This window comes from Microbacterium sp. 71-36 (assembly GCF_001898305.1).
In the GTDB taxonomy this organism is placed as follows: Bacteria; Actinomycetota; Actinomycetes; order Actinomycetales; family Microbacteriaceae; genus Microbacterium.
This window is the reverse complement of the sequence record NZ_MKTP01000004.1, coordinates 69,229-95,402: the sequence shown is the minus strand read 5'-3', so window position 1 is coordinate 95,402 and position 26,174 is coordinate 69,229. Positions and strand designations below refer to the sequence as shown.

At 71.5% G+C, this 26,174-nt stretch carries 29 protein-coding genes; 11 read left to right on the top strand and 18 right to left on the bottom strand.

Annotated elements, in window-relative coordinates; all coding sequences use genetic code 11:
* Window positions 1-30 precede the first annotated feature (30 nt).
* The 3 genes from BGO45_RS11950 to BGO45_RS11940 all read left to right on the top strand — a co-directional run bounded on the left by BGO45_RS11950 (window position 31) and on the right by BGO45_RS11940 (window position 1,984).
* Window positions 31-756 (top strand): hypothetical protein, encoded by a 726-nt coding sequence (locus BGO45_RS11950; RefSeq protein WP_292694533.1) that lies wholly within the window; start codon window positions 31-33, stop codon window positions 754-756.
* A 165-nt stretch (window positions 757-921) separates the two neighbouring features.
* On the top strand, window positions 922-1,587 hold the full coding sequence (locus tag BGO45_RS11945) for a hypothetical protein (RefSeq protein WP_292694531.1): 666 nt from the start codon (window positions 922-924) through the stop codon (window positions 1,585-1,587).
* 16 nt (window positions 1,588-1,603) lie between these two features.
* Entirely contained in the window at window positions 1,604-1,984 is a 381-nt protein-coding gene (locus BGO45_RS11940; RefSeq protein ID WP_292694529.1) for a VOC family protein, read from the top strand.
* Between the two features lie 74 nt (window positions 1,985-2,058).
* Here BGO45_RS11940 and BGO45_RS11935 read toward each other — a convergent pair whose 3' ends face one another.
* From BGO45_RS11935 to BGO45_RS11920, 4 genes are all read right to left on the bottom strand, one after another.
* On the bottom strand, window positions 2,059-3,186 hold the full coding sequence (locus BGO45_RS11935; protein WP_292694527.1) for an ABC transporter permease: 1,128 nt from the start codon (window positions 3,184-3,186) through the stop codon (window positions 2,059-2,061).
* Window positions 3,183-4,067, bottom strand: coding sequence for an ABC transporter ATP-binding protein (locus tag BGO45_RS11930; protein ID WP_292694525.1), 885 nt, complete (start codon window positions 4,065-4,067; stop codon window positions 3,183-3,185). Before BGO45_RS11930 ends, BGO45_RS11935 begins: the two co-directional genes overlap by 4 nt.
* A gap of 100 nt (window positions 4,068-4,167) precedes the next feature.
* Window positions 4,168-4,848 (bottom strand): response regulator transcription factor, encoded by a 681-nt coding sequence (locus tag BGO45_RS11925; protein ID WP_292694523.1) that lies wholly within the window; start codon window positions 4,846-4,848, stop codon window positions 4,168-4,170.
* Window positions 4,841-6,106 (bottom strand): sensor histidine kinase, encoded by a 1,266-nt coding sequence (locus BGO45_RS11920; RefSeq protein ID WP_292694521.1) that lies wholly within the window; start codon window positions 6,104-6,106, stop codon window positions 4,841-4,843. Before BGO45_RS11920 ends, BGO45_RS11925 begins: the two co-directional genes overlap by 8 nt.
* Before the next feature lie 143 nt (window positions 6,107-6,249).
* On the opposite strand from BGO45_RS11920, the gene BGO45_RS11915 reads away from it, so the two are divergent.
* Window positions 6,250-6,822, top strand: a complete 573-nt coding sequence (locus BGO45_RS11915; protein WP_292694520.1) for an NADPH-dependent FMN reductase — start codon at window positions 6,250-6,252, stop codon at window positions 6,820-6,822.
* A 97-nt stretch (window positions 6,823-6,919) separates the two neighbouring features.
* Here the strand turns inward: BGO45_RS11915 and BGO45_RS11910 are convergent, their stop codons facing one another.
* From BGO45_RS11910 to BGO45_RS11895, 4 genes are all read right to left on the bottom strand, one after another.
* The gene (locus BGO45_RS11910; RefSeq protein ID WP_292694519.1) at window positions 6,920-8,158 is read right to left on the bottom strand and encodes an RNA polymerase sigma factor; all 1,239 of its coding nucleotides are present in this window, start codon (window positions 8,156-8,158) and stop codon (window positions 6,920-6,922) included.
* A complete protein-coding gene (locus BGO45_RS11905) occupies window positions 8,155-8,583 on the bottom strand; it encodes a YciI family protein (protein WP_022878177.1) in 429 nt (142 codons plus the stop codon). Before BGO45_RS11905 ends, BGO45_RS11910 begins: the two co-directional genes overlap by 4 nt.
* A gap of 168 nt (window positions 8,584-8,751) precedes the next feature.
* Window positions 8,752-8,979 (bottom strand): hypothetical protein, encoded by a 228-nt coding sequence (locus BGO45_RS11900; RefSeq protein ID WP_292694517.1) that lies wholly within the window; start codon window positions 8,977-8,979, stop codon window positions 8,752-8,754.
* A gap of 81 nt (window positions 8,980-9,060) precedes the next feature.
* Window positions 9,061-9,906 (bottom strand): exodeoxyribonuclease III, encoded by an 846-nt coding sequence (locus BGO45_RS11895; protein ID WP_292694515.1) that lies wholly within the window; start codon window positions 9,904-9,906, stop codon window positions 9,061-9,063.
* A 282-nt stretch (window positions 9,907-10,188) separates the two neighbouring features.
* Between BGO45_RS11895 and pyrE the strand changes: the two genes are divergently transcribed.
* On the top strand, window positions 10,189-10,767 hold the full coding sequence (pyrE, locus tag BGO45_RS11890; protein ID WP_292694513.1) for an orotate phosphoribosyltransferase: 579 nt from the start codon (window positions 10,189-10,191) through the stop codon (window positions 10,765-10,767).
* Between the two features lie 124 nt (window positions 10,768-10,891).
* Here pyrE and BGO45_RS11885 read toward each other — a convergent pair whose 3' ends face one another.
* The 4 genes from BGO45_RS11885 to BGO45_RS11870 form a co-directional block, all read right to left on the bottom strand.
* Window positions 10,892-11,032, bottom strand: coding sequence for a hypothetical protein (locus BGO45_RS11885; RefSeq protein WP_292694511.1), 141 nt, complete (start codon window positions 11,030-11,032; stop codon window positions 10,892-10,894).
* Between the two features lie 12 nt (window positions 11,033-11,044).
* Entirely contained in the window at window positions 11,045-11,620 is a 576-nt protein-coding gene (locus BGO45_RS11880) for a YdeI family protein (RefSeq protein ID WP_292694509.1), read from the bottom strand.
* Window position 11,621: 1 nt separating this feature from the next.
* A complete protein-coding gene (locus BGO45_RS11875; protein WP_076493194.1) occupies window positions 11,622-12,452 on the bottom strand; it encodes an HAD-IIA family hydrolase in 831 nt (276 codons plus the stop codon).
* Window positions 12,453-12,543: 91 nt separating this feature from the next.
* Complete coding sequence (locus tag BGO45_RS11870; RefSeq protein ID WP_076493705.1) at window positions 12,544-12,714, bottom strand: CsbD family protein; 171 nt, start codon at window positions 12,712-12,714, stop codon at window positions 12,544-12,546.
* Window positions 12,715-12,902: 188 nt separating this feature from the next.
* On the opposite strand from BGO45_RS11870, the gene BGO45_RS11865 reads away from it, so the two are divergent.
* On the top strand, window positions 12,903-13,850 hold the full coding sequence (locus tag BGO45_RS11865) for an SDR family NAD(P)-dependent oxidoreductase (RefSeq protein ID WP_292694506.1): 948 nt from the start codon (window positions 12,903-12,905) through the stop codon (window positions 13,848-13,850).
* Between the two features lie 42 nt (window positions 13,851-13,892).
* Window positions 13,893-16,376 (top strand): HAD-IC family P-type ATPase, encoded by a 2,484-nt coding sequence (locus tag BGO45_RS11860; protein WP_292694505.1) that lies wholly within the window; start codon window positions 13,893-13,895, stop codon window positions 16,374-16,376.
* Here the strand turns inward: BGO45_RS11860 and BGO45_RS11855 are convergent.
* The 3 genes from BGO45_RS11855 to BGO45_RS11845 form a co-directional block, all read right to left on the bottom strand.
* Entirely contained in the window at window positions 16,328-16,756 is a 429-nt protein-coding gene (locus BGO45_RS11855) for a hypothetical protein (RefSeq protein ID WP_292694503.1), read from the bottom strand. The genes BGO45_RS11860 and BGO45_RS11855 overlap by 49 nt on opposite strands.
* Window positions 16,757-16,855: 99 nt before the next feature.
* Window positions 16,856-17,491: a metal-dependent transcriptional regulator gene (locus tag BGO45_RS11850; protein ID WP_076493198.1), complete on the bottom strand. Its 636-nt coding sequence runs from the start codon at window positions 17,489-17,491 to the stop codon at window positions 16,856-16,858.
* A 9-nt stretch (window positions 17,492-17,500) separates the two neighbouring features.
* Window positions 17,501-18,778, bottom strand: a complete 1,278-nt coding sequence (locus tag BGO45_RS11845; RefSeq protein WP_292694501.1) for an Nramp family divalent metal transporter — start codon at window positions 18,776-18,778, stop codon at window positions 17,501-17,503.
* Between the two features lie 216 nt (window positions 18,779-18,994).
* On the opposite strand from BGO45_RS11845, the gene BGO45_RS11840 reads away from it, so the two are divergent.
* Both BGO45_RS11840 and BGO45_RS11835 read left to right on the top strand, forming a co-directional pair.
* Entirely contained in the window at window positions 18,995-19,594 is a 600-nt protein-coding gene (locus tag BGO45_RS11840; protein ID WP_292695168.1) for an RNA methyltransferase, read from the top strand.
* A gap of 98 nt (window positions 19,595-19,692) precedes the next feature.
* On the top strand, window positions 19,693-20,742 hold the full coding sequence (locus BGO45_RS11835; RefSeq protein ID WP_292694499.1) for a hypothetical protein: 1,050 nt from the start codon (window positions 19,693-19,695) through the stop codon (window positions 20,740-20,742).
* Window positions 20,743-20,791: 49 nt separating this feature from the next.
* On the opposite strand, the gene BGO45_RS11830 is transcribed toward BGO45_RS11835, so the two are convergent.
* The 3 genes from BGO45_RS11830 to BGO45_RS11820 are packed head-to-tail and all read right to left on the bottom strand — an operon-like array spanning window position 20,792 to window position 23,089.
* Complete coding sequence (locus BGO45_RS11830; RefSeq protein ID WP_292694497.1) at window positions 20,792-21,118, bottom strand: hypothetical protein; 327 nt, start codon at window positions 21,116-21,118, stop codon at window positions 20,792-20,794.
* Between the two features lie 51 nt (window positions 21,119-21,169).
* A complete protein-coding gene (locus BGO45_RS11825; RefSeq protein WP_292694496.1) occupies window positions 21,170-21,718 on the bottom strand; it encodes a hypothetical protein in 549 nt (182 codons plus the stop codon).
* Window positions 21,719-21,760: 42 nt separating this feature from the next.
* A complete protein-coding gene (locus BGO45_RS11820) occupies window positions 21,761-23,089 on the bottom strand; it encodes an MATE family efflux transporter (RefSeq protein WP_292694493.1) in 1,329 nt (442 codons plus the stop codon).
* Between the two features lie 98 nt (window positions 23,090-23,187).
* Between BGO45_RS11820 and BGO45_RS11815 the strand changes: the two genes are divergently transcribed.
* Both BGO45_RS11815 and BGO45_RS11810 read left to right on the top strand, forming a co-directional pair.
* Window positions 23,188-25,161, top strand: coding sequence for a M13-type metalloendopeptidase (locus BGO45_RS11815; RefSeq protein WP_292694491.1), 1,974 nt, complete (start codon window positions 23,188-23,190; stop codon window positions 25,159-25,161).
* 42 nt (window positions 25,162-25,203) lie between these two features.
* Window positions 25,204-26,172, top strand: coding sequence for a serine hydrolase (locus tag BGO45_RS11810; RefSeq protein ID WP_292694490.1), 969 nt, complete (start codon window positions 25,204-25,206; stop codon window positions 26,170-26,172).
* The last annotated feature ends 2 nt before the right edge of the window (window positions 26,173-26,174 follow it).

The window sequence follows — 26,174 nt, the reverse complement described above, 5'->3', positions numbered from 1 at the left end:
CCCTGCCCCGGGCGGTTCTAGAGTCGGGGCATGAGCGACGACGACGTCGAGCTGAACCACCTGCGCGAGCGCGTCTACGGCGCTGCCGCCCTCCCGGCGACACCGGACGAGATCGCACGCCTCACGGCCCTCGAAGAGGCCGCCCGTGCCCGCCGTGCCCCGAGCCCTGCCGCCGATCACGCTCCGGCCGCCGCTTCCCTGGCATCCGCCGAGCCCGTGGACCCGCCCGGCGACCCTGCCGACGAGGGGGCGCCGAGGGATGCCGCACCCCCGCGCCACCGCGCGCTCGCGGTGATCGCGGCGGTCGTCGCGGCGGGGGTCCTGCTCGGGGCGGGGTACGCCGCGGGCGTGGCCGCACCGTCCCTCGTCGCCGCTTCGGCCACCCCGTCTCCGACCCCGTCGACGCGGTACCCCGAGCTGGCGTTCCCGCAGACCGACGACGACGTCATCTCGGCGAGCATCATCGACGACAGTGGGATCGACCCCGCCACCACCCGGTACATCGCCGTGATGCGCGGCTTCCGCGTGTTCCTCGCTCAGCCGGAGCGGGGGGAGGGGGTGTGCGTGGTGACGTTCATCGTCGTCAACGATCAGCCGTGGTCCGCAGGATGCACGACCGGAGGACCCTTCGACGACGGCGCCGTGTTCGGCATCGACCGGCACCTGAGCGTCGCGCTCGGCGACACGTCCCGGATGTCGATCCGCGGAACGCCCGTGCGCCTGTCGGAGTCGGTCACGGCCTACGTGACGGAGTGAGGCGGGCGCGGCGCGCGCCCTCGGCGATTCGCGCCATGTCAGCGATCCGCGCAATGTCAGTCCGATCGGGGCGGATGCCACTGAGTCTGTGCAGATCCCTGAGCCGACGCCCGGCCTCCCGACCCCCACGGAGCCGCCCCACCGGCCGCGCCCTAGAGTCGAGGGATGAGCGGCGACGACGTCGAGCTCGCGCGGCTGCGCGAGCGCGTGTACGGCGGGCGCGGGAGCGCTCCGACGGTCGAGGAGATCGCCCGGCTGAGCGCCCTCGAGGACCGAGCCCGCGCAGACCCGGCACCGGACGAGCCTGCGCCCACCGCGCCGGTCGAGCGCGACGAGCCGACGGATGCCACCCCGCGACCGCCCCGTCGCGTCACGCGCGGCATCCTCACCGCCCTCGGGGCGGTCGCCCTCCTCGGGCTCGGCATCGCGATCGGCTTCGCCGCGGCCACTCAGCCCGCCCCGACCGACGCCACGGCATCCGGCCTGCCCGAACTCGCCTTCGTGCAGACCTCCGAGGACGTGATCTCCGGCGACATCCTGTCCGACAGCGGCATCGACCCGGCGAGCATCCGCTACATCGCCACGATCCGCGACTTCCGCATCTACCTCGCCGTCCCCGACGACGGCGACGGCCGGTGCATCGCCGTCTTCACCTCCACCGACAACCGGCCGTGGTCGGCGGGGTGCGCGAGCGGCGCGCAGCCCGGCGCGGCGGTCTTCGGTGTCGACGAGAACCTCTCCGTCGCCATCGGCGACCCGGCCGACGACACCGTCGCGGGGACGCCGATCCGACTCTCCGACAGCGTCACGGCCTACGTGCGGCCGAACTAGAGAAAGGGGCACGACCATGTTCGATCCTGACGGGGCCTTCTCTGGCCTGGCCGTCGACGACCTCGACGCCGCCCACCGCTTCTACGCCGACACCCTCGGCATACGGGTGGAGGTGCTCGAAGGATCCGGGTTCCTCGTCCTGCACCTCGGATCCGGTGGGCGCGTGCTCGTGTACGGCAAACCGCATCACGAGCCCGCGTCGTTCACGGTCCTGAACTTCCCGGTCGCCGACGTCGAGGCCGCCGTCGACGATCTCCGCTCGCGCGGCGTCGAGACCAAGATCTACGACGACGCCGACATCCCCACGGACTCGCGCGGCATCATGCGCGAAGGAGGACCGTTGATCGCCTGGTTCCGCGATCCCGCGGGCAACGTCCTCGCCGTCCTCGAAGAGTGACCTCGCGACACGGAAAGCGGGATGGATGCCAGAAGCCGTGGCATCCATCCCGCCGGTGACCGGGCCCGAGCCGGTCAGCCCCGCAGCGCCTCCGCGAGCTTGACGCGCGCGCCCATGCGCAGCAGGGAGTTCTGGTAGATCCGCGCGGCGATCGCGATCGCGGCGATGCAGGAGGCGATGAGGATCACCAGGGACAGCACCGGCTCCCACCACTGCGCGTCACCGAGGTACATCCGCAGCGGCATCCCCACCGGTGCCGAGAACGGCACGTACGACATGATCGTCAGCACGACGGGGTTGTCGTTGAAGAAGATCACGAGGAAGTACGGCGCCATCACGAGCATCGTGATCGGGGTCGTGGTCGCGCCGATGTCCTCCTGGCGCGACACCATCGCGGCGGCCGCGGCGAACAGCGAGGCCAGCAGTGTGAATCCGAAGAGGAAGAAGATCGCGAACCACGCGATCGGTGCGCCGAGAGCACCGAGCACCCCCACCTGGTCCGTCACCGCGAGCCCGATCACGGCCACCGCCGCGAGCAGCACGATCTGCGCCATCGCGAGGATGGTGTTGCCGAGCACCTTGCCCGCCAGCAGCGCCCGTACCGGGATGGCGGAGATCAGGATCTCGACGACGCGCGTCTGCTTCTCTTCCACCACGCTCTGGGCGATCGTCCCGCCGAAGGTGCTCGCGGCGATCAGGAACACGATGCCGAACCCGAGGGCGATGAAGTAGCGCAGCGCATCCGCCGCGCCCGCGCCGGGTTCCATCGTCTCCACCTCGGGAGTCTCGCTGAGCAGCTGCAGCAGCGCCCCCGGCACCTTGTCCTTCACCACGACGGTGTAGTCGAACGCGGGGTTCGACGATCCCGACACGAGGGCGGCATCCACCGTCCCGTCCTCGACGAGCGCGCGGGCGGTGGCGTCGGAATCGGCGACCGTCGCGTCGACGCCCTCGACCCCCGACAGCGCGGGCTGCGTCTGGTTCGTGACGGCGACGGGGATGCCACTGCCCCCGGCGTTCTGCGCGGCGAAACCGCCCCAGAGCACCGACGCGAGGGCGGCGAGCACGAGGATCGCCGTCGAGATCACGAAGACCTTGCTGCGCAGCTTCGATCCGATCTCACGCTCGGCCACGAGCCACACGCTCTGCAGTTCGCTGGGAGCGCCCGGCGCCGACCGGCGCGAGGTGGGTGCGGTGCTCACTGGATGACCTCCTTGAAGATGTCGGCGAGGGTCGGGCGCTGAGGCGCGAAGCTCGCCACGTCGCCGCGGGCGACCGCCGCCCGCAGCACGGCCTGAGCCGCGTCGTCGTCGGCCGCGTCGAAGACGGCGTACCCGCCGTCGAAGTCGAGGACCGTGATGCCGGGCTGGTCGCGGAGCCAGCCCGCGTCGCCGCCGGAGAGCAGCTCGTACCGGTGCGTCGCGTGCTGCGCGCGGAGCGCGTCGCGGCTGCCGGCCGCACGGATCGTGCCGGCGGCGATGATCACGAGGTCGTCGCACAGCCGCTCGACGACGTCGAGCTGGTGCGAGGAGAAGAGCACGGCGGTCCCGGTCGCCGCCTTCTCCTGCAGCACGCTCGCGACGACGTCGACCGCGAGCGGGTCGAGGCCCGAGAACGGTTCGTCCAGGATCAGGACCTCCGGCTCGTGCACGAGCGACGCGGCGATCTGCGCGCGCTGCTGGTTGCCGAGCGACAGCGTCTCGACCAGGTCGTTCAGGCGCTCGCCGAGTCCGAGGCGTTCGAGCAGGGCGGTCGCCTTCGCGGTGGCCTCCGCCTTGCCGAAGCCGTGGAGGCGCGCGAGGTAGGCGATGTGCTCGACGACCTTCATCTTCGGGTACAGGCCGCGCTCCTCGGGCATGTAGCCGAAGCGGCGGCGGTCCCCGGCGGTGAGCTCGGCGCCGTCGATCGACACCGTGCCGGCATCCTTCCCGAGCACGCCGAGCGCGATCCGCATGGTCGTGGTCTTTCCCGCGCCGTTGCCGCCGACGAATCCCGTCAGACGCCCCGGGGCCACGGTGAAGGTCACGTCGTCGAGCACCCGGCGTCCGCCGTAGCTCTTGGTGATGCCGTTCAGTTCGAGCACGGTCCACCCCTTTCTGGTGATGGCATCCACGCTACGGACGGCCGTGCGGCGCGTCATCCGTCCGGGGGCGGGTTCCGTCCCTCCGTCGTGCGGGGGAGCCCTACGCCAGGCCGTGGCGGTGGGCCAGCACGACGGCCTGGACGCGGTCGCGCGCGCCGAGCTTCTGCAGCACGTTCGACACGTGCGTCTTCACGGTGGCTTCGCCGATGAACAGCCGCGCGGCGATCTCGGCGTTGCTCAGAGCCTCGGCGACGAGTTTCAGCACCTCGGTCTCGCGGTCGGTGAGCGGCTCGGCGAGGACGAGGGGCGGGGCGGCCGGACGCTGTGCGGGGGATGCCACGGCCTCGCCGCCCTGGCCCGCGAACCGCGCGATGACGCGGCGCGTGACCTCGGGGGCGAGCAGCGCGTCGCCCGCGCCCACGACGCGCACCGCGCCCACCAGCTCTTCCGGTCCCGCGTTCTTCAACAGGAAGCCGCTCGCGCCCGCCGCAAGGGCGTCGAACAGGTAGTCGTCGCGGTCGAACGTCGTGACGATGAGGACGGCGGCGTCCGAGCCGGGGTCGGCGACGATGCGCCGCGTCGCCTCGAGCCCGTCCATGTCGGGCATCTGGACGTCCATGCAGATCACGTCGGGCTGCAGTGTCTCCGCCGCGGCGATCGCCTCGATCCCCGTGCGCGCTTCGCCGACGACCTCGATGTCGTCTTCGAGCGACAGGATCGTGCGGAACCCCGCCCGCATCATCGCGTGGTCGTCGACCAGCAGCACGCGCAGGTCAGACATGCGCGACCTCCGCCTCCGCCAGGGGAACACGCACCCGCACGAGATAGCCGCCGCGCGTGCGCGGCCCCATCTCGATGCTGCCGCCCGACACGGCCGCCCGTTCGCGCATCCCGCGCTGCCCGAGGCCCGGGGCTCCGGACGCGCGGCGGCCCGTGTTGGTCACCTCGAGTTCGACGGTCGAGTCGTCGAACCGCACACGCACGTCGGCCGTGGCATCCGGCCCCGCGTGCCGACGGGCGTTCGTCAACGCCTCCTGGGCGATGCGGAACAGGTTCACCTGCACCACCGGGGACGGCTCGGTCGCCGGTTCGCCGATGACGGCGAACGTCGTCGGCAGTCCCGCGGCGCAGGCCGCCTCGACGAGGGAGGGGATGGATGCCAGCCCGTGGGTGGTCGGAGCGGTGTCGACGTTCGGCTCCTCGCCGGCATCCGGGGTGCGGAGCGTCTCGAGCAGCTGGCGCAGCTCGCGCAGGGAAGTGCGCGCCGACTCCTCGATGCCGCTCAGCACCTCGCGCGATGTGTCCGGGTCGCGGTCCATGACCGAGCGGGCGACTCCGGCCTGCACGCCCATCAGCGAGACGTGGTGGGCGACGACATCGTGCAGTTCGCGCGCGATGCGCACCCGGTCGAGGGCGACGGCCTGGGCGGCGGTGATCTCGCGCTCGGCCTCGAGTTCGGCCGTGCGCTCCTCGAGGGCGAGACGCTGCAGGCGCTGCTGATGCGAGCGCTCGCCGAAGAAGTACGCGCCGCCGAAGAAGAGGGCGTTGAGGGCGAGCCCCAGCAGTTGCGAGGCGACGAAGGGCGAGAAGGCGCCCGTGCGCGACGGGAATCCCTCGGGCACCTGGTCGACCGGCATGGTCGCATCTTGGAACATCACCACGAACAGCCACGCGAACATGCCCAGGATGATGGCCGCCCGCACGATCGTGGCCCGGCGTCGGTTCGTCGACCACGCTCCGACCGTGTAGATCGCGATGAACATCGCGATGTTGCCCGCGTACACCTCGGGCACTCTCAGCGTCACGGCGAAGAAGTACGCCGCCGAGACGATCACGGCCACGATCGACGGCCAGCGTCGCCGGAAGGCGAGCGGGATCGACAGCACCGCGACGTACGCGACGGCGAGGACGAACTCGGCCTGCTGATCGCCGTAGATCCCCGCGACCGCGGAGAGCACGGCGCTGAGCAGCCCTCCGACGAACAGCACCGCCGCGAGCACGATGTCGCTGCGCCACTGCGCCCGGGTGAGGTTCGGCATCCCTCCACGGTAGAGGGGGCTTCCGACGTCCGGCATCCCCCTGGGGGCGGAGTCAAGCCCCGCGGGGAATAGTCCGAGAAACGAAAAGCTTGCACGTGAATGCATTCGGGCGCCCGCGCCCTCGTCGTCCAGGAAGGATCATCGTGACCGACCACACCATCGGCTACATCGTCGGAAGCATCTCCAGCACCTCGATCAACCGCCGCCTGGCGAAGGCGCTCGAGAAGGTGGCGCCCGAGGGCGTGACCCTGAAGGAGATCCCGATCAAGGACCTCCCGTTCTACTCGCCCGACTACGACGGCAACTTCCCCCAGGTCGCGGTCGATTTCAAGAACGCGATCGAGGATGCCGACGCGGTGTTCATCGTGACCCCCGAATACAGCCGCTCGATCCCCGGCGTGCTGAAGAACGCGCTGGACTGGTCGGCGCGTCCCTACGGTGAGGCGTCGTTCAACGACAAGCCCACCGCCGTCATCGGCACGTCGCAGGGCGGCATCGCCACGGCGGCCGGCCAGCAGCACCTGCGCTCGGTGCTCCTGCACTACAACGCCCTCGTCCTCGGCCAGCCCGAGGGTTACATCCAGTCCACGCCCGGCCTCTTCGAGGAGGACGGCACCGTCACCGACGAGGGCACGGCGGCGTTCCTGCGCTCGATCATCGAGGCGCTCGTGACGCTCGCCCAGCGGACGGCTCCCGCGCCGGTGCCGGCGGCCTGACCCCGCTTCTCCCTTCGGGGCGCGTTTCGCGCTTCGGGCCGCGCACCTCACGCCCCGAAGCGCGGAACGCGCCCCGAAAATCGTTCTCCTCGACCCCTCAGCGGCGGAGTGCCTCGGCCTTCCGCCGCAGCAGTGCCGCCTCGCGGGCGTTGCGGGTGAGGTCGGCGGCCTCGAGCAGCGCGGCGCGAGCATCCTCGACGCGACCCAGGCGCGCGAGCAGTTCGCCGCGCACCGAGGGCAGCAGATGCGAGCCGCGGAGGGGCGTGGCATCCATCCCGTCGACGATCGCGAGCCCCTCCTCGGGGCCGGATGCCATCGACACGGCGACCGCGCGATTGAGCTCGACGACCGGGTTCGCGGTGATCCGGCCGAGCATCTCGTACAGCAGGACGATGCGGTCCCAGTCGGTCTCGTCGACGCTCGCCGCCTCCGCGTGACACAGCGCGATCGCCGCCTGCAGCTGATAGGGACCGCGACCCTTGCCCAGCGCATCGGCCCCGTCGAGCAGCGCGCGCCCGCGGGCGATCGCCGAGCGGTCCCACCGTCGTCGGTCCTGGTCGGCCAGGAGCACGGCATCCCCGTTCCCGTCGACGCGGGCCGCGAAGCGGGATGCCTGGAACTCCATGAGCGCGGACAGCCCGAGCACCTCCGGCTCGCGGGGGAGCAGCCGGTCGAGGACGCGACCGAGCCGCAGCGCCTCGTGCGCCAACTCGGTGCGGAGCACCGCGTCACCGGTGCTCGCGACGTAGCCCTCGGTGAAGATCAGGTACACGACCGTGAGCACCGCGGTGCGCCGCGCCGGCCACTCCGCCGGTTCGGGCACCGCGAAGGGCGCGCGGGCGGCGCTGAGCGCCTTCTTCGCCCGGACGATCCGCTGCTGCATCGTCGGAACCGGCACGAGGAAGAGGCGCGCGATCGCCTCCGTGTCGAGGCCGGCCACGACCTTCAGCGTCAACGCCACCTGCGCCTCGCGCGAGAGCACCGGGTGACAGGCGGCGAACACGAGACGCAGCACGTCGTCGTCGATGGGCTCCCACACGTCGTCGGCCACCTCGTCGAGGTCGGCGGCGAGGAGCCGGTACTTCTCGCCGAGGCGTTGCTCGCGCCGCCAGCCGTCGATCGCGCGCCGCTTCGCCACCGCCGTCAGCCACGCCCCGGGGTTCCGGGGGACGCCGTCGCGCCCCCACTGCTCCACGGCCTCGACGAGCGCGTCCTGCGCGAGGTCCTCCGCGGTGCCGAGGTCGCCGACCACGCGGGCCAGCGCCGCGACGATCCGGGCGCCCTCGATGCGCCAGATCGCCGCGACGCGGCGCGCGACCTCGGGGTCGGGGGTCACCGGCCGGACAGCTCCTCGCGCCAGCCCTCCTCCTTCTGGATGTACTCGTTGTCGGCGAACGCGGCGAAGTCGGTCTCGTCGGTCACGCGGCGGACCTCGAGCTTGTTGCCGGCGATGAGCGGCGCGCGGCGCGCCCACTCGATCGCCTCGTCGCGCGAGGACACCTCGATGATCCAGAAGCCGTTGAACAGCTCGTGCGTCTCGCCGTAGGGACCGTCGGTGACCACGGGCTCCTCACCGCCGAACTCGACGACGAAGTTCTGGCTCATGTCCTCGGCGAGGCCGTCGCCGGCGACGAGCACGCCCGCGGTGATCATGGACTCGTTGTACGCACCCATGTCGTTGATGATCTGCTCGAACGGGATCTGCTTGTACGCCGCGTACGCCTCGTCGGTGCCGCGCATGATCAGCATGTACTTCGTCATGGTCTCTTCTCTTCCTCGCTGCCGTGGGTTCCGGGGGAGCGGATGCCTGCCCCTACTATCGCGTCGAACGGCGACGGGCGGAATCGACAGAGGGGCGAAAAAAGATCGCCGGATGCCGTCAGCCGAAGATCATGCGCGGGACGACGCGGCTGCGCCGGTCGTTGCGGGTCACTCCTCGTCGGCGCGTGGAGTGTCGTCGGGGTGGCTCTTCGCGGCGATCTCCCGACGGAGCTGGACGAACCCCGCGCCCATGAGGGCGAGGCCGGCGACGAGGAGCGCGATGCGCAGCGCCAGGTTCACATCGGGGAAGAAGAGGTTCGGAAATGTCAGCACGAACACCGCCGCCACGAAGTACCAGACAGCCGTGGACCCCTGCGGGGCGTTCGTCGATGTCATGGAGCTCCTCCCTCAAGAGGGCGAGCCTACGGAGGGTGCCGTCGCTCCCGCCTCCCCCGTGCGACGGAGGACCGGATGCCGTCAGCCGAAGATCATCGGCAGATCGTCGTCGTCCTCACCGTGTGAGAAGTCGAGGTCGGCGACGACGGGCACGTGGTCGCTGGGCACCTCGCCCTTGCGCTCGTTGCGATGGATCTCGGCGCCCTGCACGGCGTCGGCGAACGCCGTCGAGCCGAGGATGAAGTCGATCCGCAGCCCCTCGTTGCGGGGGAAACGCAGCTGCTTGTAGTCCCAGTACGTGTAGCCGGTGGGGATGAGCGGCCGCACGACATCGGTGAGTCCCGCGGACTCGAAGGCGGCGAACGCGGCGCGCTCCGGCGGGGAGACGTGCGTGGTCACGCCCTCGATCACCGTGGGGTCGCCGTTGTCGGCATCCGTGGGGGCGATGTTGAAGTCGCCGGTCAGGGCCAGCGGGAGACCGGGGTTCGCCACGAGGGTGTCCTCTGTGTGGCGGCGGAGGGCCTCGAGCCAGTCGAGCTTGTAGCGGTAGTGCGGGTCGTCGAGACCGCGGCCGTTCGGCACGTACAGGCTCCACACGCGTACGCCGTCGATGGTGGCGCCGATCGCGCGCGCCTCTTTCGGCAGGTCGGGGCCTTCTTTGCCCTTCTCGAACCCGGGCATGCCGGGGAACCCGATCTCGACGTCTTCGATCGGCTCACGGCTCGCGATCGCGACGCCGTTCCACTGATTCAGCCCGTGCGCGACCACGTGGTACCCGGCCTCCTCGAACGCCGCGTACGGGAACTGCTCCGTCTTGCATTTGATCTCCTGCATCGCCAGAACGTCGATGTGCTCGCGCACGGCGAACTCGACGGTGCGGGCGACGCGGGCGCGGATGGAGTTGACGTTCCAGGTGGCCAGGCGCATGGCATCCAGCCTACTTTCGGGTGGCGACATCGCCGGGCGGTCGGCCGTGTCCGCCGTGCGGAGTTCGTCGGCGACACGCCGTTCTCGTCCGCGTCGGTGCCGCGTGTCGCCGAGGAACTCCGCGAGACGGATGCCGCGGCCTCCGGGCGGGGCCCCTGGTCGGGCGTACCGTCCTGCGGAGCCGGCGGGCGACACGCCGTCGGTGGCCGTCCGTGCCCGGTGTGTCGGTCACGAGGTCCGCGGGAGGGATGCCGCGAACCACGGCGCAATAGACTCGACGCCGTGACCACCGCCGCAACGCCCGAGCTCGAAGCCGACCGCCAGGCCCTCATCGGCCTGATCAACGCCGAGGCGGTGTTCCACGGCGACTTCACGCTCTCCAGCGGCAAGAAGGCGACCTACTACGTCGACATGCGCAAGCTCACGCTCGACCACCGTGCCGCCCCCGCGATCGGCCGTCTCGTGCTCGACCTCGTGAAGGACCTCGACGGTGTCGTCGCCGTCGGTGGGCTCACGCTCGGCGCCGACCCGATCGCCAACGCCGTGATGCACGAGTCGGTGCACGCGGGCCACCCGCTCGACGCGTTCGTCGTGCGCAAGGAGCCCAAGGACCACGGCCGCGGCCGTCAGATCGAGGGCGCCGACGTCAAGGGCAAGCGCGTCGTCGTGGTCGAGGACACCTCCACGACCGGCCAGTCGGCTCTCAAGGCCGTCGAAGCGCTGCGCCGCGAGGGCGCCGAGGTCGTCGCCGTCGCCGTCATCGTCGACCGCAAGACCGGCGCGCAGGCCGCGATCGAGGCCGAGGGCCTGAAGTGGCTGGCATCCATCGACCTCGACGACCTGGGCCTGCAGCCGCAGTAATCCGCTCGCGGCCGTTTCGAGAACAGGCGATTCGCCGAGAACAGGACCGTCTCGGCACGGATCGTCCTGTCGCCGAACGATGCCCTGTTCTCGCAGCCGGATGCCGCGCACGCGGCCGCCCGGGTCACTCCCCGCCGTCGCCCGGACCGTCGAACGGATCGCGATGGTCCCCGCGACGCGACCGCCGCCACTGCACGATGAACGCGACCAACGTGCCTGCGGTGATCAGGAAGGCGGTGAGGAGCCAGAGCGTGCGGTCGTCCATCGGGTCTCCTGGTCAGGCGGGGCGTGTGCCCGCGGCGGCGTCGGCCACGATCTTGGCGATCCGCGTGGCGCGGGTCTGCGGCCGGACGGCCATCGCGATCTGCGTGAGCCCGAACTTGCGGGCCGAGGGAGGGAACGCGTCCCAGTTCGCCCGGGCCGCGGGCACGGCGTCGAGAGCGGCCGTCAGCTCGGGCGGCTCGATGCCCGCCTCGCGCCCGTCGAGGATCTCCCACGCGCCGTTCGCGCGCGCGACCTCCAGCGCGCGGAGTCCGGCCGGTCGCAGGCGCCCCTCGGCCTCGAGCCGGGCGATGCGGGCCTTGTTCGTCGCCGCCCACCCGCTGGTCGCGCGGCGGGGAGCGAACCACAGCCCCGAGCTCAGCTCATCGAAAACCCGCACGGGACCGTCGATCCACCCGAAGCACAGTGCCTCGCAGATCGCCTCTTCGTACTCGACGTAGCGCCCCGCGTGGGCGCCCCGGCCGCGCAGCAGCCACGCGCCCTTCGAGACGGTGTGGTTCTCTTCGAGCCAGCGGCCCCACTCGGCGGCGTCGAGCGCCGCGACCTTCACCCCGTCGTCGAGCGCGCCCACGTCACAGGCCTTCGGCCAGGCCCTCTTCGCCGTCGGCGAGGTCGGACTCGACCGGCTCGTCGCGAACCAGGTCGGCGACGGATGCCAGGATCTCGTCGGGACGGAACGGGTACTTCTCGATCTCGCTCTGGTCGCTGATGCCCGTCATCACCAGGACGGTGTGCAGCCCCGCCTCGATGCCGGCCACGATGTCGGTGTCCATCCGGTCGCCGATCATGCCGGTGTTCTCGGAGTGCGCGCCGATCCGGTTGAGCGCCGAACGGAACATCATGGGGTTCGGCTTGCCGACGATGTACGGCTCTTTGCCGGTCGCCTTCGTGATCAGCGCGGCGATCGCCCCCGTCGCGGGGAGCACTCCCTCGGTCGAGGGGCCCGTGGCATCCGGGTTCGTGGCGATGAAACGGGCGCCGTCGCGGATGAAGCGGATGGCCTTCGTGATCGCCTCGAACGAGTAGTTGCGCGTCTCGCCGACCACCACGTAGTCGGGGTGGGTCTCGGTCATGATGAAACCGGCCTCGTGCAGCGCCGTGGTGAGTCCCGCCTCGCCGATGACGAAGGCTGAGCCGCCCGGCATCTGCGAGCGCAGGAAGTCGGCCGTGGCCAGCGCCGAGGTCCAGATCGAGGACTCGGGCACCACGAGACCCGATGACCGCAGCCGCGCGCTCAGGTCGCGCGGAGTGAAGATCGAGTTGTTGGTCAGCACGAGGAACGGGGTGCCTTCGGCGCGCCACTGCGCGAGCAGTTCGGACGCACCGGGAATCGGGGTGTTCTCGTGGACGAGCACGCCGTCCATGTCGGTCAGCCAGCACTCCACGTCGCCACGGGTTCGCATGCGATCAGCCTATCTCCGGGGTCGGACACGACCATGGGGCAAAAGCTCGGGCCGCCGACGCGAGGTCGGCGGCCCGTTCGAACGCGGCGATTTACTTGAAGGCGTCCTTGACGTTCTCGCCGGCCTTCTTCGCGTCGGCCTTGACCTGGTCGGCCTTGCCCTCGGCGGCGAGCTTGTCGTTGTCGGTGGCGTTGCCGATGGCTTCCTTGGCCTTGCCCACGATGTCCTGAGCGGCGTTCTTGATCTTGTCGTCGAGACCCATGATCGGTTCCTTCCCTGAAATGACGTCGTCGCGCCGGGTGACGGCTGCGGCGGAGCCGGTGTGCTCACTCCTCAGACGCACCGACCCGGCCATTCGTCACACGACCGAGCGAAAAAGTTCACGAGATCGGTATTCCGCATCCGGAATGCACCCGTGACGGCGTCGAGAGAGATCGTTAGGGTCGAAGGGTGGCGCGCGACGAGTGGGACCCCCGGAACCTTCCCGACCTCACGGGCCGCGCGTACCTCGTCACCGGGGCGACCCGCGGACTCGGCTACTTCGCGTGCGAGCAGCTGGCCGGCGCGGGCGCGCACGTGCTCCTGACCGGCCGGAACCCCAATCGGCTCGTGCTCGCGAAAGAGGCGGTGCGTCGGACGCACCCGGATGCCTCCATCGAGACGCTCCTGCTCGACACGAGCAATCTCGGGTCGGTGCGCGCCGCCGCGGCGACGGTCCGTGCGCGGGGCCGTCTCGACGGACTGCTGATGAACGCCGGCATCGTGCACCCGCCCAAGACCCGCGAGCTGTCGGGCGGACACGAGAAGGTCTTCGCCACGAACGTGCTCGGACATTTCGCGCTCGCCGGAGAACTGCTGACCCCGCTGGCCACTGCGCGCGGCCGGATGGTGTGGGTCGGCAGCATGTCCACCTCGCTCTGGAAGCACGTCCCCACCGACCCCGAGCTCGTCGACGGATACACGCCGTGGCGCGCGTACGTGCAGTCCAAGGCGGCGACGACGATGCTGGCGCTCGAGGCCGACCGGCGGCTGAAGGCGCACAGCGTGCCGGTCGAGAGCCTGGTCGCCCACCCCGGATACTCCACGAGCGGCCGGACCCGTGGCATCCGGGGCGTGAACGAACCCACGCGCCTCACGCGCTTCGTCGACAACCTGCAGGCCGCCTTCACGCAGAGCAAGGACGAGGGGGCGTGGGCGCTGGTGCGCGCGCTGGTCGATCCGCTCGCCGAGGGCGGCTCGATGTACGGACCGGCGCAGGTCGTGCGCGGTGCCCCGCGTCGGGCGACCCCCGCGCGGCTGACGCGTGACGGCTCCCTCAGCGCCGACCTGTGGCGGGCGTGCGAGACCGCGACGCACGTCCGGTGGCCGTTCGAGCGGGTGCGCCGCACGGCATCCTGAGCCCACCGCCGCCATGTCGGGCCGTGCCTCTACAGTGATCGCATGGAATCCCCCACCGCCGCCGGGACCGTGGCCGATGACCGCGGGCTGACGGCGGCTGCGGTGGCCGAGCGGGTCGCGGCCGGTCAGACGAACGCCTTCGTCGCCGACAGCAGCCGCTCCGCGTGGAACATCGTCCGGGCCAACGTCTTCACGCTGTTCAACGGGATCGTGGGCGCGTGCTTCCTCGTGCTGCTCCTCCTCGGCCGCTGGCAGGACGCGCTGTTCGGCGTCGCGGCGCTCTCGAACGCCGTGATCGGCTGCGTGCAGGAGTTCCGCGCCAAGGCGGCGCTCGACCGCCTGGCGCTGCTGAACGCGCCGCGCGCGCGAGTGCGCCGCGACGGCGTCGACGCCGAGATCGCCCCCGCCGAGGTGGTCCGCGACGACCTGCTCGTCCTCCGCGCGGGCGACCAGGTTCCCGCCGACGCCGTCGTCGTCGAGACGCGCGCCCTGCAGATCGACGAGTCGATGCTGACGGGCGAGTCGGATGCCGTCGACAAGAGGCCGGGCGATGAGGCGCTGTCGGGGTCGATCGTCGTGGCCGGTGAGGGCACGGCGCGCGTCACGCGCGTCGGCGCCGAGTCGTACGCCAACGCGTTCGCGTCCGAGGCCAAGCGGTTCCAGCTCGTCTCGAGCGAGCTGCGGACGTCGATCGACCGCGTCCTCCGATGGGTCGGCTGGGGCATCGGGCCCATCGGGCTGCTCGTGCTGAACGCGCAGATGATGGTCGCCGGCGGCTGGGTGCAGGCGTGGCAGCAGGGCACGTGGTCGCAGGCCGTGGTCAACACGATCGCGGCGCTGACCGCGATGATCCCGCTCGGCCTCGTGCTCATGACCTCCATCGCGTTCGCCGTCGGGGCCGCGCGTCTGGCGGGCAAGAAGGTGCTGGTCAACGAATTGCCCGCGGTCGAGGGCCTCGCGCGGGTCGACATCATCTGCCTCGACAAGACGGGCACGCTCACGGCGGGCGAGATCCGCTTCGACGCCGCTCTCGAGATGCAGCCGGCCGACGGCTGGCGCGACGTGCTCGCCTGGTACGGCGCGGCCGACGATGCCAACGCCACCGCGCAGTGCCTTCGCGAACCCTTCCCGGTCGCGGTGCCGCTGACGGTGATGCAGAGGATCCCTTTCTCGTCGGCCCGGAAGTGGAGCGCCGTGTCGTTCGCGGGGGCCGCCGCCGGAACCTGGGTGCTCGGGGCACCCGAGATGGTGTTCGGCGATACGGCCGCGGATGCCGCAAGCGACCTCGGTGCGGCCGTGACCCGGCTCGCCTCGTCGGGGCGGCGCACGTTGGTGCTCGCGCACACCGCGGCCGCGCTCGACGACGCCGACGTCGCTGCGGAGCGTTTCCCCGCGGGCGCCACGCCGGTGGCGGTCCTCACCTTCGTCGAAGCGGTGCGCCCCGACGCCGCCGAGGCGCTCGCCTACTTCCGCGAACAGGGCGTCGCCGTGCGCGTGATCTCGGGCGACAACCCTCGCACGGTCGCCGCGATCGCCCGCGAGGTCGGCCTGGAGGTCGACGAAGGGTACGACGCGCGCACTCTCCCCGACGACGACGTCGAGCTCGGACGCATCCTGGAGGAGCACACGGTCTTCGGACGCGTCACGCCCGACCAGAAGCGGCGCATGGTCTCGGCCCTGCAGGGGCGCGGGCACGTCGTCGCCATGACCGGCGACGGCGTCAACGACGCGCTGGCGATCAAGACCGCCGACATCGGCATCGCGATGAACTCGGGCGCCGCCGCGACCAAGGCGGTGGCGCGCCTGGTCCTGCTCGACGGACGCTTCTCGCACCTCCCGTCGGTCGTCGCCGAGGGGCGCCAGGTGATCGCCAACATCGAGCGGGTCTCGATGCTCTTCCTCACCAAGACCGTCTACGCCACGGGTCTCGCCGTTCTCTTCGGCGCCCTGGTGATGGAGTTCCCGTTCCTGCCCCGTCAGCTCTCGATCACCGACGGCTTGACCATCGGCATCCCGGCCTTCTTCCTCGCCCTGCTGCCGAACACGCAGCGTTACGTGCCGGGGTTCCTGCGTCGGTCGCTGAGCTTCGCGATCCCGGCGGGCCTGGTGATCGCCGTCGCGCTGACGCTCTACACGCGCGCCGCGATGGCGCTGGGGCTGAGCGTCGAGCAGTTGCGGACCGGAGCCACGATCATCCTCGCGATCGTGGCGATCTGGGTGCTCACGGTGCTCTCGCGGCCCGTGACCCGGGTGAAGGTGCTCGTCATCGGAGCGATGTTCATCGCGCTCACCGCGATCTTCACGATCCCGCCGCTCGGGCAGTTCTTCCAGCTGCAGGATCCGGGCGAAGACGGCGCGTGGCTGGTCACCGGGGTGGTCATCGTCGCCGTCGGAGCGATCGAGGTCGTGCGGTTCGCCCATCGGCGCTTCGTGCGGCGGATGCTCGGGATGCCGGCCGCCGCCGTCGGAGCGTCGGGTCAGAGCATCGGCGACGGGGCGCCCGCGGAGGGCGTCGGGCGGAAGTAGCGCCGCGCGGTCGGGGGGATCCACACCGCGGCGAGCACCGCCACCGCGGCCAGCAGGGCGGCGATGATCGTCGGGTCGAGCTCGGTGAGGGCGAGTGCGAGAGCCTGCAGGACGACGAGCAGCGACAGGTACGCGGTCAGCAGATTCCGCGCCAGGCGGCTGCCGCGAGCGAGCGACGAGCCGCCGGCGACCGTGAGCAGGCCCAGCAGGATGGTCGCCGCGCCGACGAGCGACACGGGCAGCACGTCGTCGGCGTCCACCTGGTAGCGGGCCAGCAGGACGAGGATGCCGAGCGCGGTGTTCGCGAAACCGCCGACGTACACGAGCGCCACCGCCACGGTGACGGGGAGCGGGCGGCGGGCCGCGGCGGTGCTGGTCATGGATGCCTCCCTGGGGGCTCGGTGGGAGCCGGTGGGGTCAGCGTAACGGCGGTCACCGCAACGCGAGGGAGAAGAGCGGTGCGGGGCGCGCGAGCGGACTCAGCGCGTGAGCCAGACCGACGCGCCGGCGCCTTCGGGCAGGGCGACCTCGACGCCGTCGGCGCGGACGACGTCGCCCGAGACGACCTCGAGTTCGTGGCCCACGTCGATCCGGCGTTCCACGAGCGCCCGCAGCAGCTCGGGGTCGCGGTCGCTCACGCGCAGCACGCGCCCCGAGTGACCGGATGCCGCGTCCTGCAGCAGCACGAAGGGCTCGCGGTGCACCGCGCCGGTGGCATCCGGGATCGCATCCCCGTGCGGGTCGAACCGCGGGCGCCCGAGCCGATCGTCGATGCCCTCGAGCAGGCGGTCGCTGAGCGAGTGCTCGAGCACCTCGGCCTCGTCGTGCACCTCGTCCCACGAGTAGCGGAACTCGCGGACGAGCCAGGTCTCGATCAGGCGGTGGCGGCGGATCACGGACGCCGCGCGCCGTTCGCCGGCGGCCGTGAGCGAGACGGGGCCGTAGGGCCGATGACTGACCAGCCCCTGCGCGGCCAGCTTCTTCACCATCTCGGTGACGCTGGAAGGCGCCAGGCCCAGCACGCCGGCGAGCTGCGAGGGCGTGATCGGGTCGTCCTGCCACTCGGTGTGGTGGTAGATGGCCTTGAGATAGTCGTCGGCCACGGGCGATTCCACGCCCTCAGCCTAACCGCCGCTGAACACCAGCCACAGGAGCACGGCGTTCAGCGCGACGAGGAACACCGACGCCGCAACGCCGGCCACCGTCGTGAGCGTGCGGTTGCGGTACTCGCCGAGCACCTCTCGGCGGGCGGTGAGCGCCACCAGCGGGATGAGGGCGAACGGGATGCCGAACGACAGCACGACCTGGCTGAGGACGAGGGCGAGCGTCGGGTCGATGCCGGCCCCGAGGATCAGGAGGGCGGGGATCAACGTCACGAGGCGACGGGGGAGGAGCGGGATCCGGACGCGGAGCAGCCCGTGCATGATCTCGGCGCCGGCGTACGCGCCGACGGACGTCGAGGCGAGCCCGCTCGCGAGCAGCCCGACCGCGAAGAACGTCGCGACCATCGGCCCGAGTCCGTCGCGGAGGGCCGCGTACGCGCCCTCGAGGCTGTCGGTGCCCTCGACGCCGGTGAGGTTCGCGGCGGCGAGCAGCAGGATCGCGAGGTTCACGGTGCCGGCGACGGCGAGGGCGATGGTCACGTCCCACCGCGTCGCGCGCAGCAGCCGCGGCGTCGACACGCCGCGCGCCGCTTCCAGGTCGGCGGCGCCGGTCGGCTCGGCGGGGGCGAACCGGTCGCGGCTCAGCGCCGAGTGGGCGTAGATCGCGTGCGGCATGATCGTCGCGCCCAGGATCGAGGCCGCCAAGAGCACCGACGTGGCCCCGTCGAACCGGGGCACCAACCCGCCGACGACGGCGGCAGGATCGGGGGGCGCGAAGAACAGTCCCGCGGTGAAGCCGACGGCGATGATGATCAGGAGGCCGATCACGACCGTCTCGAAAGCGCGGGCGCCGCGGCGCGATTGCACCATCAGCAGGGCGATCGACACGACTCCGGTGATCGCCCCACCCCACAGCAGAGGGATGCCGAAGAGCAGATCGAGCGCGACGGCGCCGCCGATGACCTCGGCGACGTCGGTGGCCATCGCCACGAGCTCGGCCTGCAGCCAGTACGCCCGGCGAGCCCAGGGGCGGTGGATCCGGCGGCCGAGGAGCTGCGGCAGGCTCTCGCCCGTCACGATGCCGAGCTTCGCCGACAGGTATTGGATGAGCCACGCCATCACGTTGCCCAGCACCACCACCCACACGAGCAGGTACCCGAACACGGCTCCCGCCGTCATGTTGCTGGCCACGTTGCCGGGGTCGAGGTAGGCGACTCCCGCGACCATCGCCGGGCCCAGGAGCCAGGGCGCGCGGCCGGGTGCGCGGCGCGGGATCGTGGCATCCGGATTTTTCGGCATGCCGAAACCCTAGCGATATTTCGGGCGCCCGAAAACGCGATCGCTCGCGCGCGGACGGAGCTCGGCGGAGGCGCCCGGCCCGCGTGGGGGCAACGCGTCCTGCACCTCGGCACGACCAGGCGGACGCGGCCCGGCGGATAGCCTGGAGCCGTGACCCACGGCGACGCGACCCCCGAGCCCGCGGATGCCGCACCCGACGACGCGCCGCCCGCGCCGCTGCACGGCGTGGGGCCCTGGCCCGGCGGGCCCGACGCATGGCCCGACGACCCCCGCTACGACCGTGAACTGCTCGCGGAGGGCGACCGGCGCAACGTGGTCGACCCGTACCGCTACTGGACGATGGAGGCGATCGTCGCCGACCTCGACGCCCGGCGGCATCCGTTCCACGTGGCGATCGAGAACTGGCAGCACGACCTCAACATCGGATCGATCGTCCGGAGCGCCAACGCCTTCCTCGCGGCGGAGGTGCACATCATCGGCAAGCGGCGCTGGAACCGCCGGGGCGCGATGGTGACGGACCGGTACCAGCACGTGCGGCACCACGAGGACGTCGCCGCGTTCACGGAGTGGGCGCGCGCGGAGGGGCTTCCCGTCCTCGCGATCGACAACGTCGACGGTTCGGTGCCCGTCGACCGCGCCGACCTGCCCGAAGCGTGCGTGCTGCTCTTCGGTCAGGAAGGCCCGGGGCTCTCGCCCGAAGCTCTCGATGCGGCGACGAGCGTGGTCGAGATCACGCAGTACGGCTCGACGCGGTCGATCAACGCAGCCTCGGCCGCGGCCGTGGTCATGTACGAGTGGTGTCGCCGCTGGGGATGAGAGCTTTCTCATCCGCAGAAGGGTGAGATCGGCGGCGATATGCCGGAGACTTCGGGGGTCATTCCGTACTCGCCCCCCGATGGATGGACAGATCCCCCATGAGCTCTGCGCCCTCGACCTCGCCCGTGTCCCGCGGTCTCGACCGCCGCTCCGTCTTGAAGGCCGGAGCGTGGTCCGTTCCCGTCATCGCCGTCGCGGTCGCCGCACCGGCCGCCAGCGCCAGCACCACCGCGAACCTCGCCTTGCTGAGCCCGCAGTTCGGCAGCGGCGTGCCGATGTTCACGCCCTCGCTCACCCAGCGCTACGTCGCCAGCGAACCGGTGGGAGTGGTGGTGGGCAACACCAGCGGCACCGCGTACAGCGGCCCGGTGGTGATGCGCTTCGAGGTCGACCGCCGCCTCTGGGAGGTCTCCGGCTTCACGTACGACCCGCGTGACGGCCAGGGCGAGCGCGCCGCGAGCTTCAGCGGCCCGGACGTCTCGGGCGACCGCGCCGTCTACACGGTGTCGTTCGCGGCCACGGTCGCCCCCGACAGCGACCCGTACACGGGCATCCTCGTGCGGCCGCAGCTGACGTTCCTGGGGGACTACCCGAACGACACCCTCGCGCCGGAGGACTCGACGAGCTCCTGGGTCATCGTCGACCCGTCCGACACCGACCCCTCCGACGGCGTGTGGGTCAACGGCCCGGGCGACCCCGTCGACGCGACACCCTTCGGGGCCACGCTGACCGCCGATTTCGAACGGGTGGACGTGGGCGGCGGATCGGCGTATCGCCCGACGCGGGCGACGTTGACCTCGGTGGGCCCCAACCCCACCGCCGTGGGTGATGTGGTCCGTGTGGGGTTCGACCCGGCGCTCGGCGACCTGGTCGTCGCCCAGGCGGTCACGCTGAACGGCTCGGCCGCACCCGACCTGCTCTCCGAGCAGACGAACACCGTTTCGGGCGGACAGCGATCGGTGGTGTTCGCGCTCACCTCCCCGCTCGCCGCCGATGACCGCGTCGAGTTCACCCTGGCGTACGAAGGCGGCAGCGGCGCGACTCCGCTGGCGGGCGGCTCGTCGCAGATCAGCTACAGCGCGGCGACCGCGAACGACCCGAATCAGCGCGCCGTGTCCCAGAGCTACATCAACCAGCCCGGTTCCTGACCCGTCGTCGCGGCGCCGCCGTCGGCCGGGGCCGAGGCCACCGCCGTGGTCATGTACGAGTGGTGTCGCCGCTGGGCGTGACACCCGCCGGCCGACCGGCCTGCGCGTGGTTCGGGCATTCGTCGAGAACCGGCTTCCCGTGGACCCGACCGGCCCGTCGCAGCAGCAGTGCGGCGGTGCAGAGCACGACGCCGCTGATCACCACCGAAACCCCGAGCACCGCGCCCGAGAACGGCCGGCCCCGGTACACGTACGTCGAGGTCGCGGAATCCCACACCTGGTACTCGACGTAGTAGAAGCCTCCCGCGCAGAAGATGGCCATGGCCACGATCAGCGCGATGGCCACGATCAGCGTTGCCCCCAGATGCCCCCGCATGCGACCCAGGATAGGGACGTCACCCGCCACATGCACGGGTTCGGGTCGATTTCACGTGCCGGCGCGCGGATGCACTTCGTAAACGAACACCGCCTCCTCGGTCGCATCCAATCGGAGGGTCGCCGCCGACGTGGCATCCCATCGGATCGTGGTCGGTGACGCACCGGACCCGCCGGGGATGCCGCACGCGACGTCGGTCGTCGTGCCGGTGTCGCCGTCGATCGCGACCGTGAGGGGGGCGCCCGTGGTGCTCTCGCACGCGACGACGACGTCCCACGATCCGCCGACGGGCTGGAGGGCCGCGCTCGCGCCGGTCGGCCCGACCTCGCCACTCCCGCGGGCGACGGCCGTGCTGCCGCCGAGGCCGTTCTCGGGCAGGGCCGTCGCCGCCCACTGCTCGAGCGTCGCGGGATCGCTCGGCAGCACCGTGCCGGGGGAGGGCGCGGAGGGCGAGAGCGACGGGCTGGACGTCGAGGGGGCGGCCGAGGACGCGGGGGGCGCGGGCGACGCCGCATCGGTCGCGGTGCACGCCGCGAGCAGGAACAGCGCCGGCAGGAACAGGGCGGGGAGGGCCGCGCGGGCCGGGGGGTTCGACCTCATGGCGGCACGGTACGCGCGACTCCTGGGAGTCGCGTGGGCATGTCACGCGCCCGCGGTCATCCACGCCCTTCCGCGGACACGGAGCCCGAGGGTGGCCGCCCGGGCCAGCATGTAGACCCCGAAGAACGCCGCCGCGAGCCAGGCCAGGCCCGCCGCGCCGCCACCGGCGAACACGGCCACGAGCACCAGCGCGGGAACGTAGGGGACGAGGTTGAGCAGCCCCGCGATCGCGAGATAGCGGGCGTCGCCCGCGCCGATGAGCACCCCGTCGAGCACGAAGACGAACGACGCCAGCGGCTGCGCGACGGCGAGCACCAGGAGCGCCGGTTGGATGAGGGCGGCGATCTCGGCATCCCCGGTGAAGACGAGACCGAGGACCCCGGATGCCGCGGCCACGAGCGCCCCGACCACGACTCCGAACCACAGGCCCCAGGCGACCGTTCGTGAGAGCACGTGCCGCGCCCCCGTGACGTCGCCCGAGCCGAGCGACTTGCCGACGAGCGCCTGCGCCGCGATCGCGAGGGCGTCGAGCGCGAAGGCGGCGGTCGAGAAGATCGTGAAGGCGATCTGCCATCCCGCGAGTTCGGCCGACCCGAGGCCCGTGGCGACCGCCACGGTCGCCAGGAACGCCGCGCGCAGGCTCAGGGTGCGCAGGAACAGCCATCCACCGGAGCGTGCCGTGCCGCGGAGGCCGCCGGGCTCGGGGCGCAGCGACGCCGCGTGCGTGCGGGCCAGGCGCGTGGCGATGACCACGTAGGCGCCCACCATGCCCCACTGCGCGACGACGGTGCCGATCGCGGAGCCCGCGATCCCCCAGCCGAAGCCGTAGATGAACAGGAGGTTCAGCAGCGCGTTGGCGCCGAAGCCGAGCCCTGCGATCCACAGCGGGGTCACGGTGTCCTGCATTCCGCGCAACAGCCCGGTCGCGGCGAACACGACCAGCATCGCGGGAAGGCCCCACATCGAGATCGACAGGTACACGCGGGCGTTCTCGGCGACGTCGGGCGCCGCGCCGAACACGTCGACGAGTGCCGGGGTGGCGAGGACGCCGGCGGCGGCGAGCGCGGCCCCGATGGTCAGTGCGAACCACATGCCGTCGATGCCGACCGACACCGCGCGACCCAGCTCGCCCGCGCCGTAGCGTCGGGCGACCGCGGGCGTGGTCGCGTACGCGAGGAACACCATCAGTCCGACCACCGTCTGCAGGACCGCGCTCGCGATTCCCAGCCCCGCGAGCGGCGCCACACCGAGGTGTCCCACCATGGCGCCGTCGACGATGAGGAACAGCGGCTCGGCGATCAGCGCGCCCAGCGCCGGGACGGCCAGTCGCACGATCGCGCGGTTCAGTGTCGCCGGCGCGGGGGTGGTCACCGTTCGAGCCTACGGCCGGCCCCCGACACGTGCCGGAGGCCGTGGCATCCGCGTTCCCACCGAGCCCGCGTGGAGCCGGGGGACTTATCCTGTTCTGCATGACCGAGACCCCCCGCTCCGGTCTCGCGCTCGAAGAACTGAGCGACGAGATCCGCCCCCAGGACGACCTGTTCCGTCACGTGAACGGCCGCTGGTTGGAGCGCACCGAGATCCCCGACGACAAAGCCCGATGGGGCAGCTTCCATCTCATCGCCGAGCAGGCCGAGAAGGACGTCCGCACCATCGTGGAGGAGTCGCAGCAGGCCGAGCCGGGCAGCGAGGCCCGCAAGATCGGCGATCTGTTCGCGAGCTTCCTGGACACCGCGCGCATCGAGGAGGCGGGGGCGGCGCCGCTGGCGGACCAGCTCGCCCGCGTCGATGCCGTGACCGACGTGCCCGGATTCCTGCACCTCGTCGGCGAGCTCGAGCGCGACGGCCTCAGCGGCCTCCTGACCCTCTTCGTCGAGCCCGACCCGGGCGACCCCACGCGCTACGTCCCGGTGGTGTACCAGGGCGGTCTGTCGCTCCCCGACGAGAGCTACTACCGGCTCGACAACTTCGCCGACACGCGCACCGCGTACCGCGCGCACATCGAGCGCATGTTCGAGCTGGCCGGAATCGCCGAGCCGGCGGCATCCGCCGATCGTGTCTTCGCCCTCGAGACCGAGCTCGCGACGCACCACTGGTCGCGCGAGGACAGCCGCGACGCCGTCAAGACCTACAACCTCCGCACGTGGGACGAGATGGTCGGCCTCGCCGGCCTCGACCTCGTCCCGTGGCGTGCGGGTGTCGCCCCGGGGCACGAGGACGCCTTCGCCGAGGTCGTCGTCTACCAGCCGAGCTTCCTCGAGTCCCTCGGCGCGCTCCTGGTCGAGGACCGCCTCGAGGACTGGAAGGCGTGGCTGCGGTTCGCCGTCGTGCACTCCGCCGCGGCGTTCCTGTCGGAGGAGTTCGTGGCCGAGAACTTCGCGTTCTACGGCACGCAGCTCACGGGTGTGCCGGTGAACCGCGAGCGGTGGAAGCGCGGCGTGGGCCTCGTCGAGGCGGCGCTGGGCGAAGCCGTCGGCAAGGTGTACGTGGAGCGGCACTTCCCGCCCGCGGCGAAGGATGCCATGGACGTCCTGGTGAAGAACCTGATCGAGGCGTACCGCGAGTCGATCACGGCGCTGGAGTGGATGACGCCCGAGACCCGGGAACGCGCCCTCGCCAAGCTCGACGCCTTCACGCCGAAGATCGGCTACCCGGTGCGCTGGAAGGACTACTCCGACCTCGAGATCGACGCCGCCGACCTCGTCGGGAACGTCCGCCGTGCCCATGTGTGGGAGCACGACCGGCAGTTGGCGAAGGTCGGCCAGCCGATCGACCGCGACGAGTGGTACATGACGCCGCAGACCGTCAACGCCTACTACAACCCGCTGATGAACGAGATCGTGTTCCCCGCGGCGATCCTGCAGTACCCGTTCTTCGACGCCGACCGCGACGCCGCCGCCAACTACGGCGGGATCGGCGCGGTCATCGGCCACGAGATCGGCCACGGGTTCGACGACCAGGGCAGCCGCTTCGACGGCGACGGGTCGCTGCGCGACTGGTGGACGGATGCCGACCGCTCGGCGTTCGAGGAGCGCACCAAGGCGCTCATCGCCCAGTACGAGGCGCTCGTCCCCGAGGGGCTGAGCGAAGAGCACCACGTCAACGGCGCGCTCACGATCGGCGAGAACATCGGCGACCTCGGGGGCCTGGGCATCGCGCTCCGCGCCTACCGGCTGTCGCTCGGCGAGGACGAGCCCGTGGACGGTCCCGTGGTCGACGGGTACAGCGGCATCCAGAGGCTCCTGCTCAGCTGGGCGCAGATCTGGCAGCAGAAGGGCCGGGATGCCGAGACCATCCGCCTGCTGACGATCGACCCGCACTCGCCGAACGAATTCCGTTGCAACCAGATCGTGCGCAACATCGATGCGTTCTACGACGCGTTCGAGGTCACCGAGGGCGATGCCCTGTGGCTCGACGCGGACCAGCGCGTCACCATTTGGTGAGGTCGCGTTTGTTGCTCTCCTGACCCGGAAGGAGCCACGCTCGTGGGCATGCCACCGGTTCCCGAGCCTGCCGCACCCGAGCCTTCCGGAGGGTCCGTGGAATCGTCGCGACGCGACGCCCCGGCCCTCCGGGGTTCGGCGCGGAAGGGACCCCGACGCCTGCCGCGACGGGCGGCCGCCGGTCGCCGGTCGTTCACGGCGACGCTCCGCGCGCTCGACGAGCTCGCGGCATCCGGGGCGAAGGTGTCGGTGCGCATCGACGACCTCGACGGCGGCTCCGCGGTGCTCGAGGGCGACGACTTCGTCACTCTGCCGGTGGCGGGGCTGGGGCTCGTCCCGCTGCTGATCGAGGTGGCCGCGGCGATCGAGGCCGGCCGCGTCGACGCGCTCGAGATCATCGACCGGTCCTCCGTGCACGCTGCGTCGGCCGGGGGCGTGTGGCAGCACCTGAAGGCTCCGGCGCTGCCGCTGGTGGACGTGGTGGTGCTGGCCGCGTCGGCGGGCGACGCCCTGGCCGCCAACGCCCTGCTGCAGCGCGTCGGGCTGCCCGCGGTCCGCGCGCGCATCGAGCAGCTGGGACTGCGGCGCACCGCCCTGCTCGACCGGTTCCGCGACGACCGCGGCCCCGACGACGCGCCGCACGTGGCGCTGTCGACCGCGCGCGAGATGGCCTCGGTGTTCGCGGGGCTGGTGAATTCGACGGTGGTGTCGCCGGGTGTCAGCGCGCAGGTCGCGGAGTGGTTGAGCCTCAACCACGACCTCTCGCTCGTGGCATCCGCCACCGGCCTCGACCCGTTCGCGCACGAGAACGACCGGCATGGTCTGCTGTTCGTGAACAAGACGGGGCGGTCGGAGGGGGTGCGCGCCGAGGCCGGTGTGCTCGGCGGCCCGCGCGCGGGTGTGGCCTACGCGCTGATCGTGAACTTCGACGACCTGTCGATCGCGCACCGGCTCCGCGCTCACGACGCCTTCCGCGTCCTCGGTGTCGAGCTGATGGAGTACGTGTACTGACG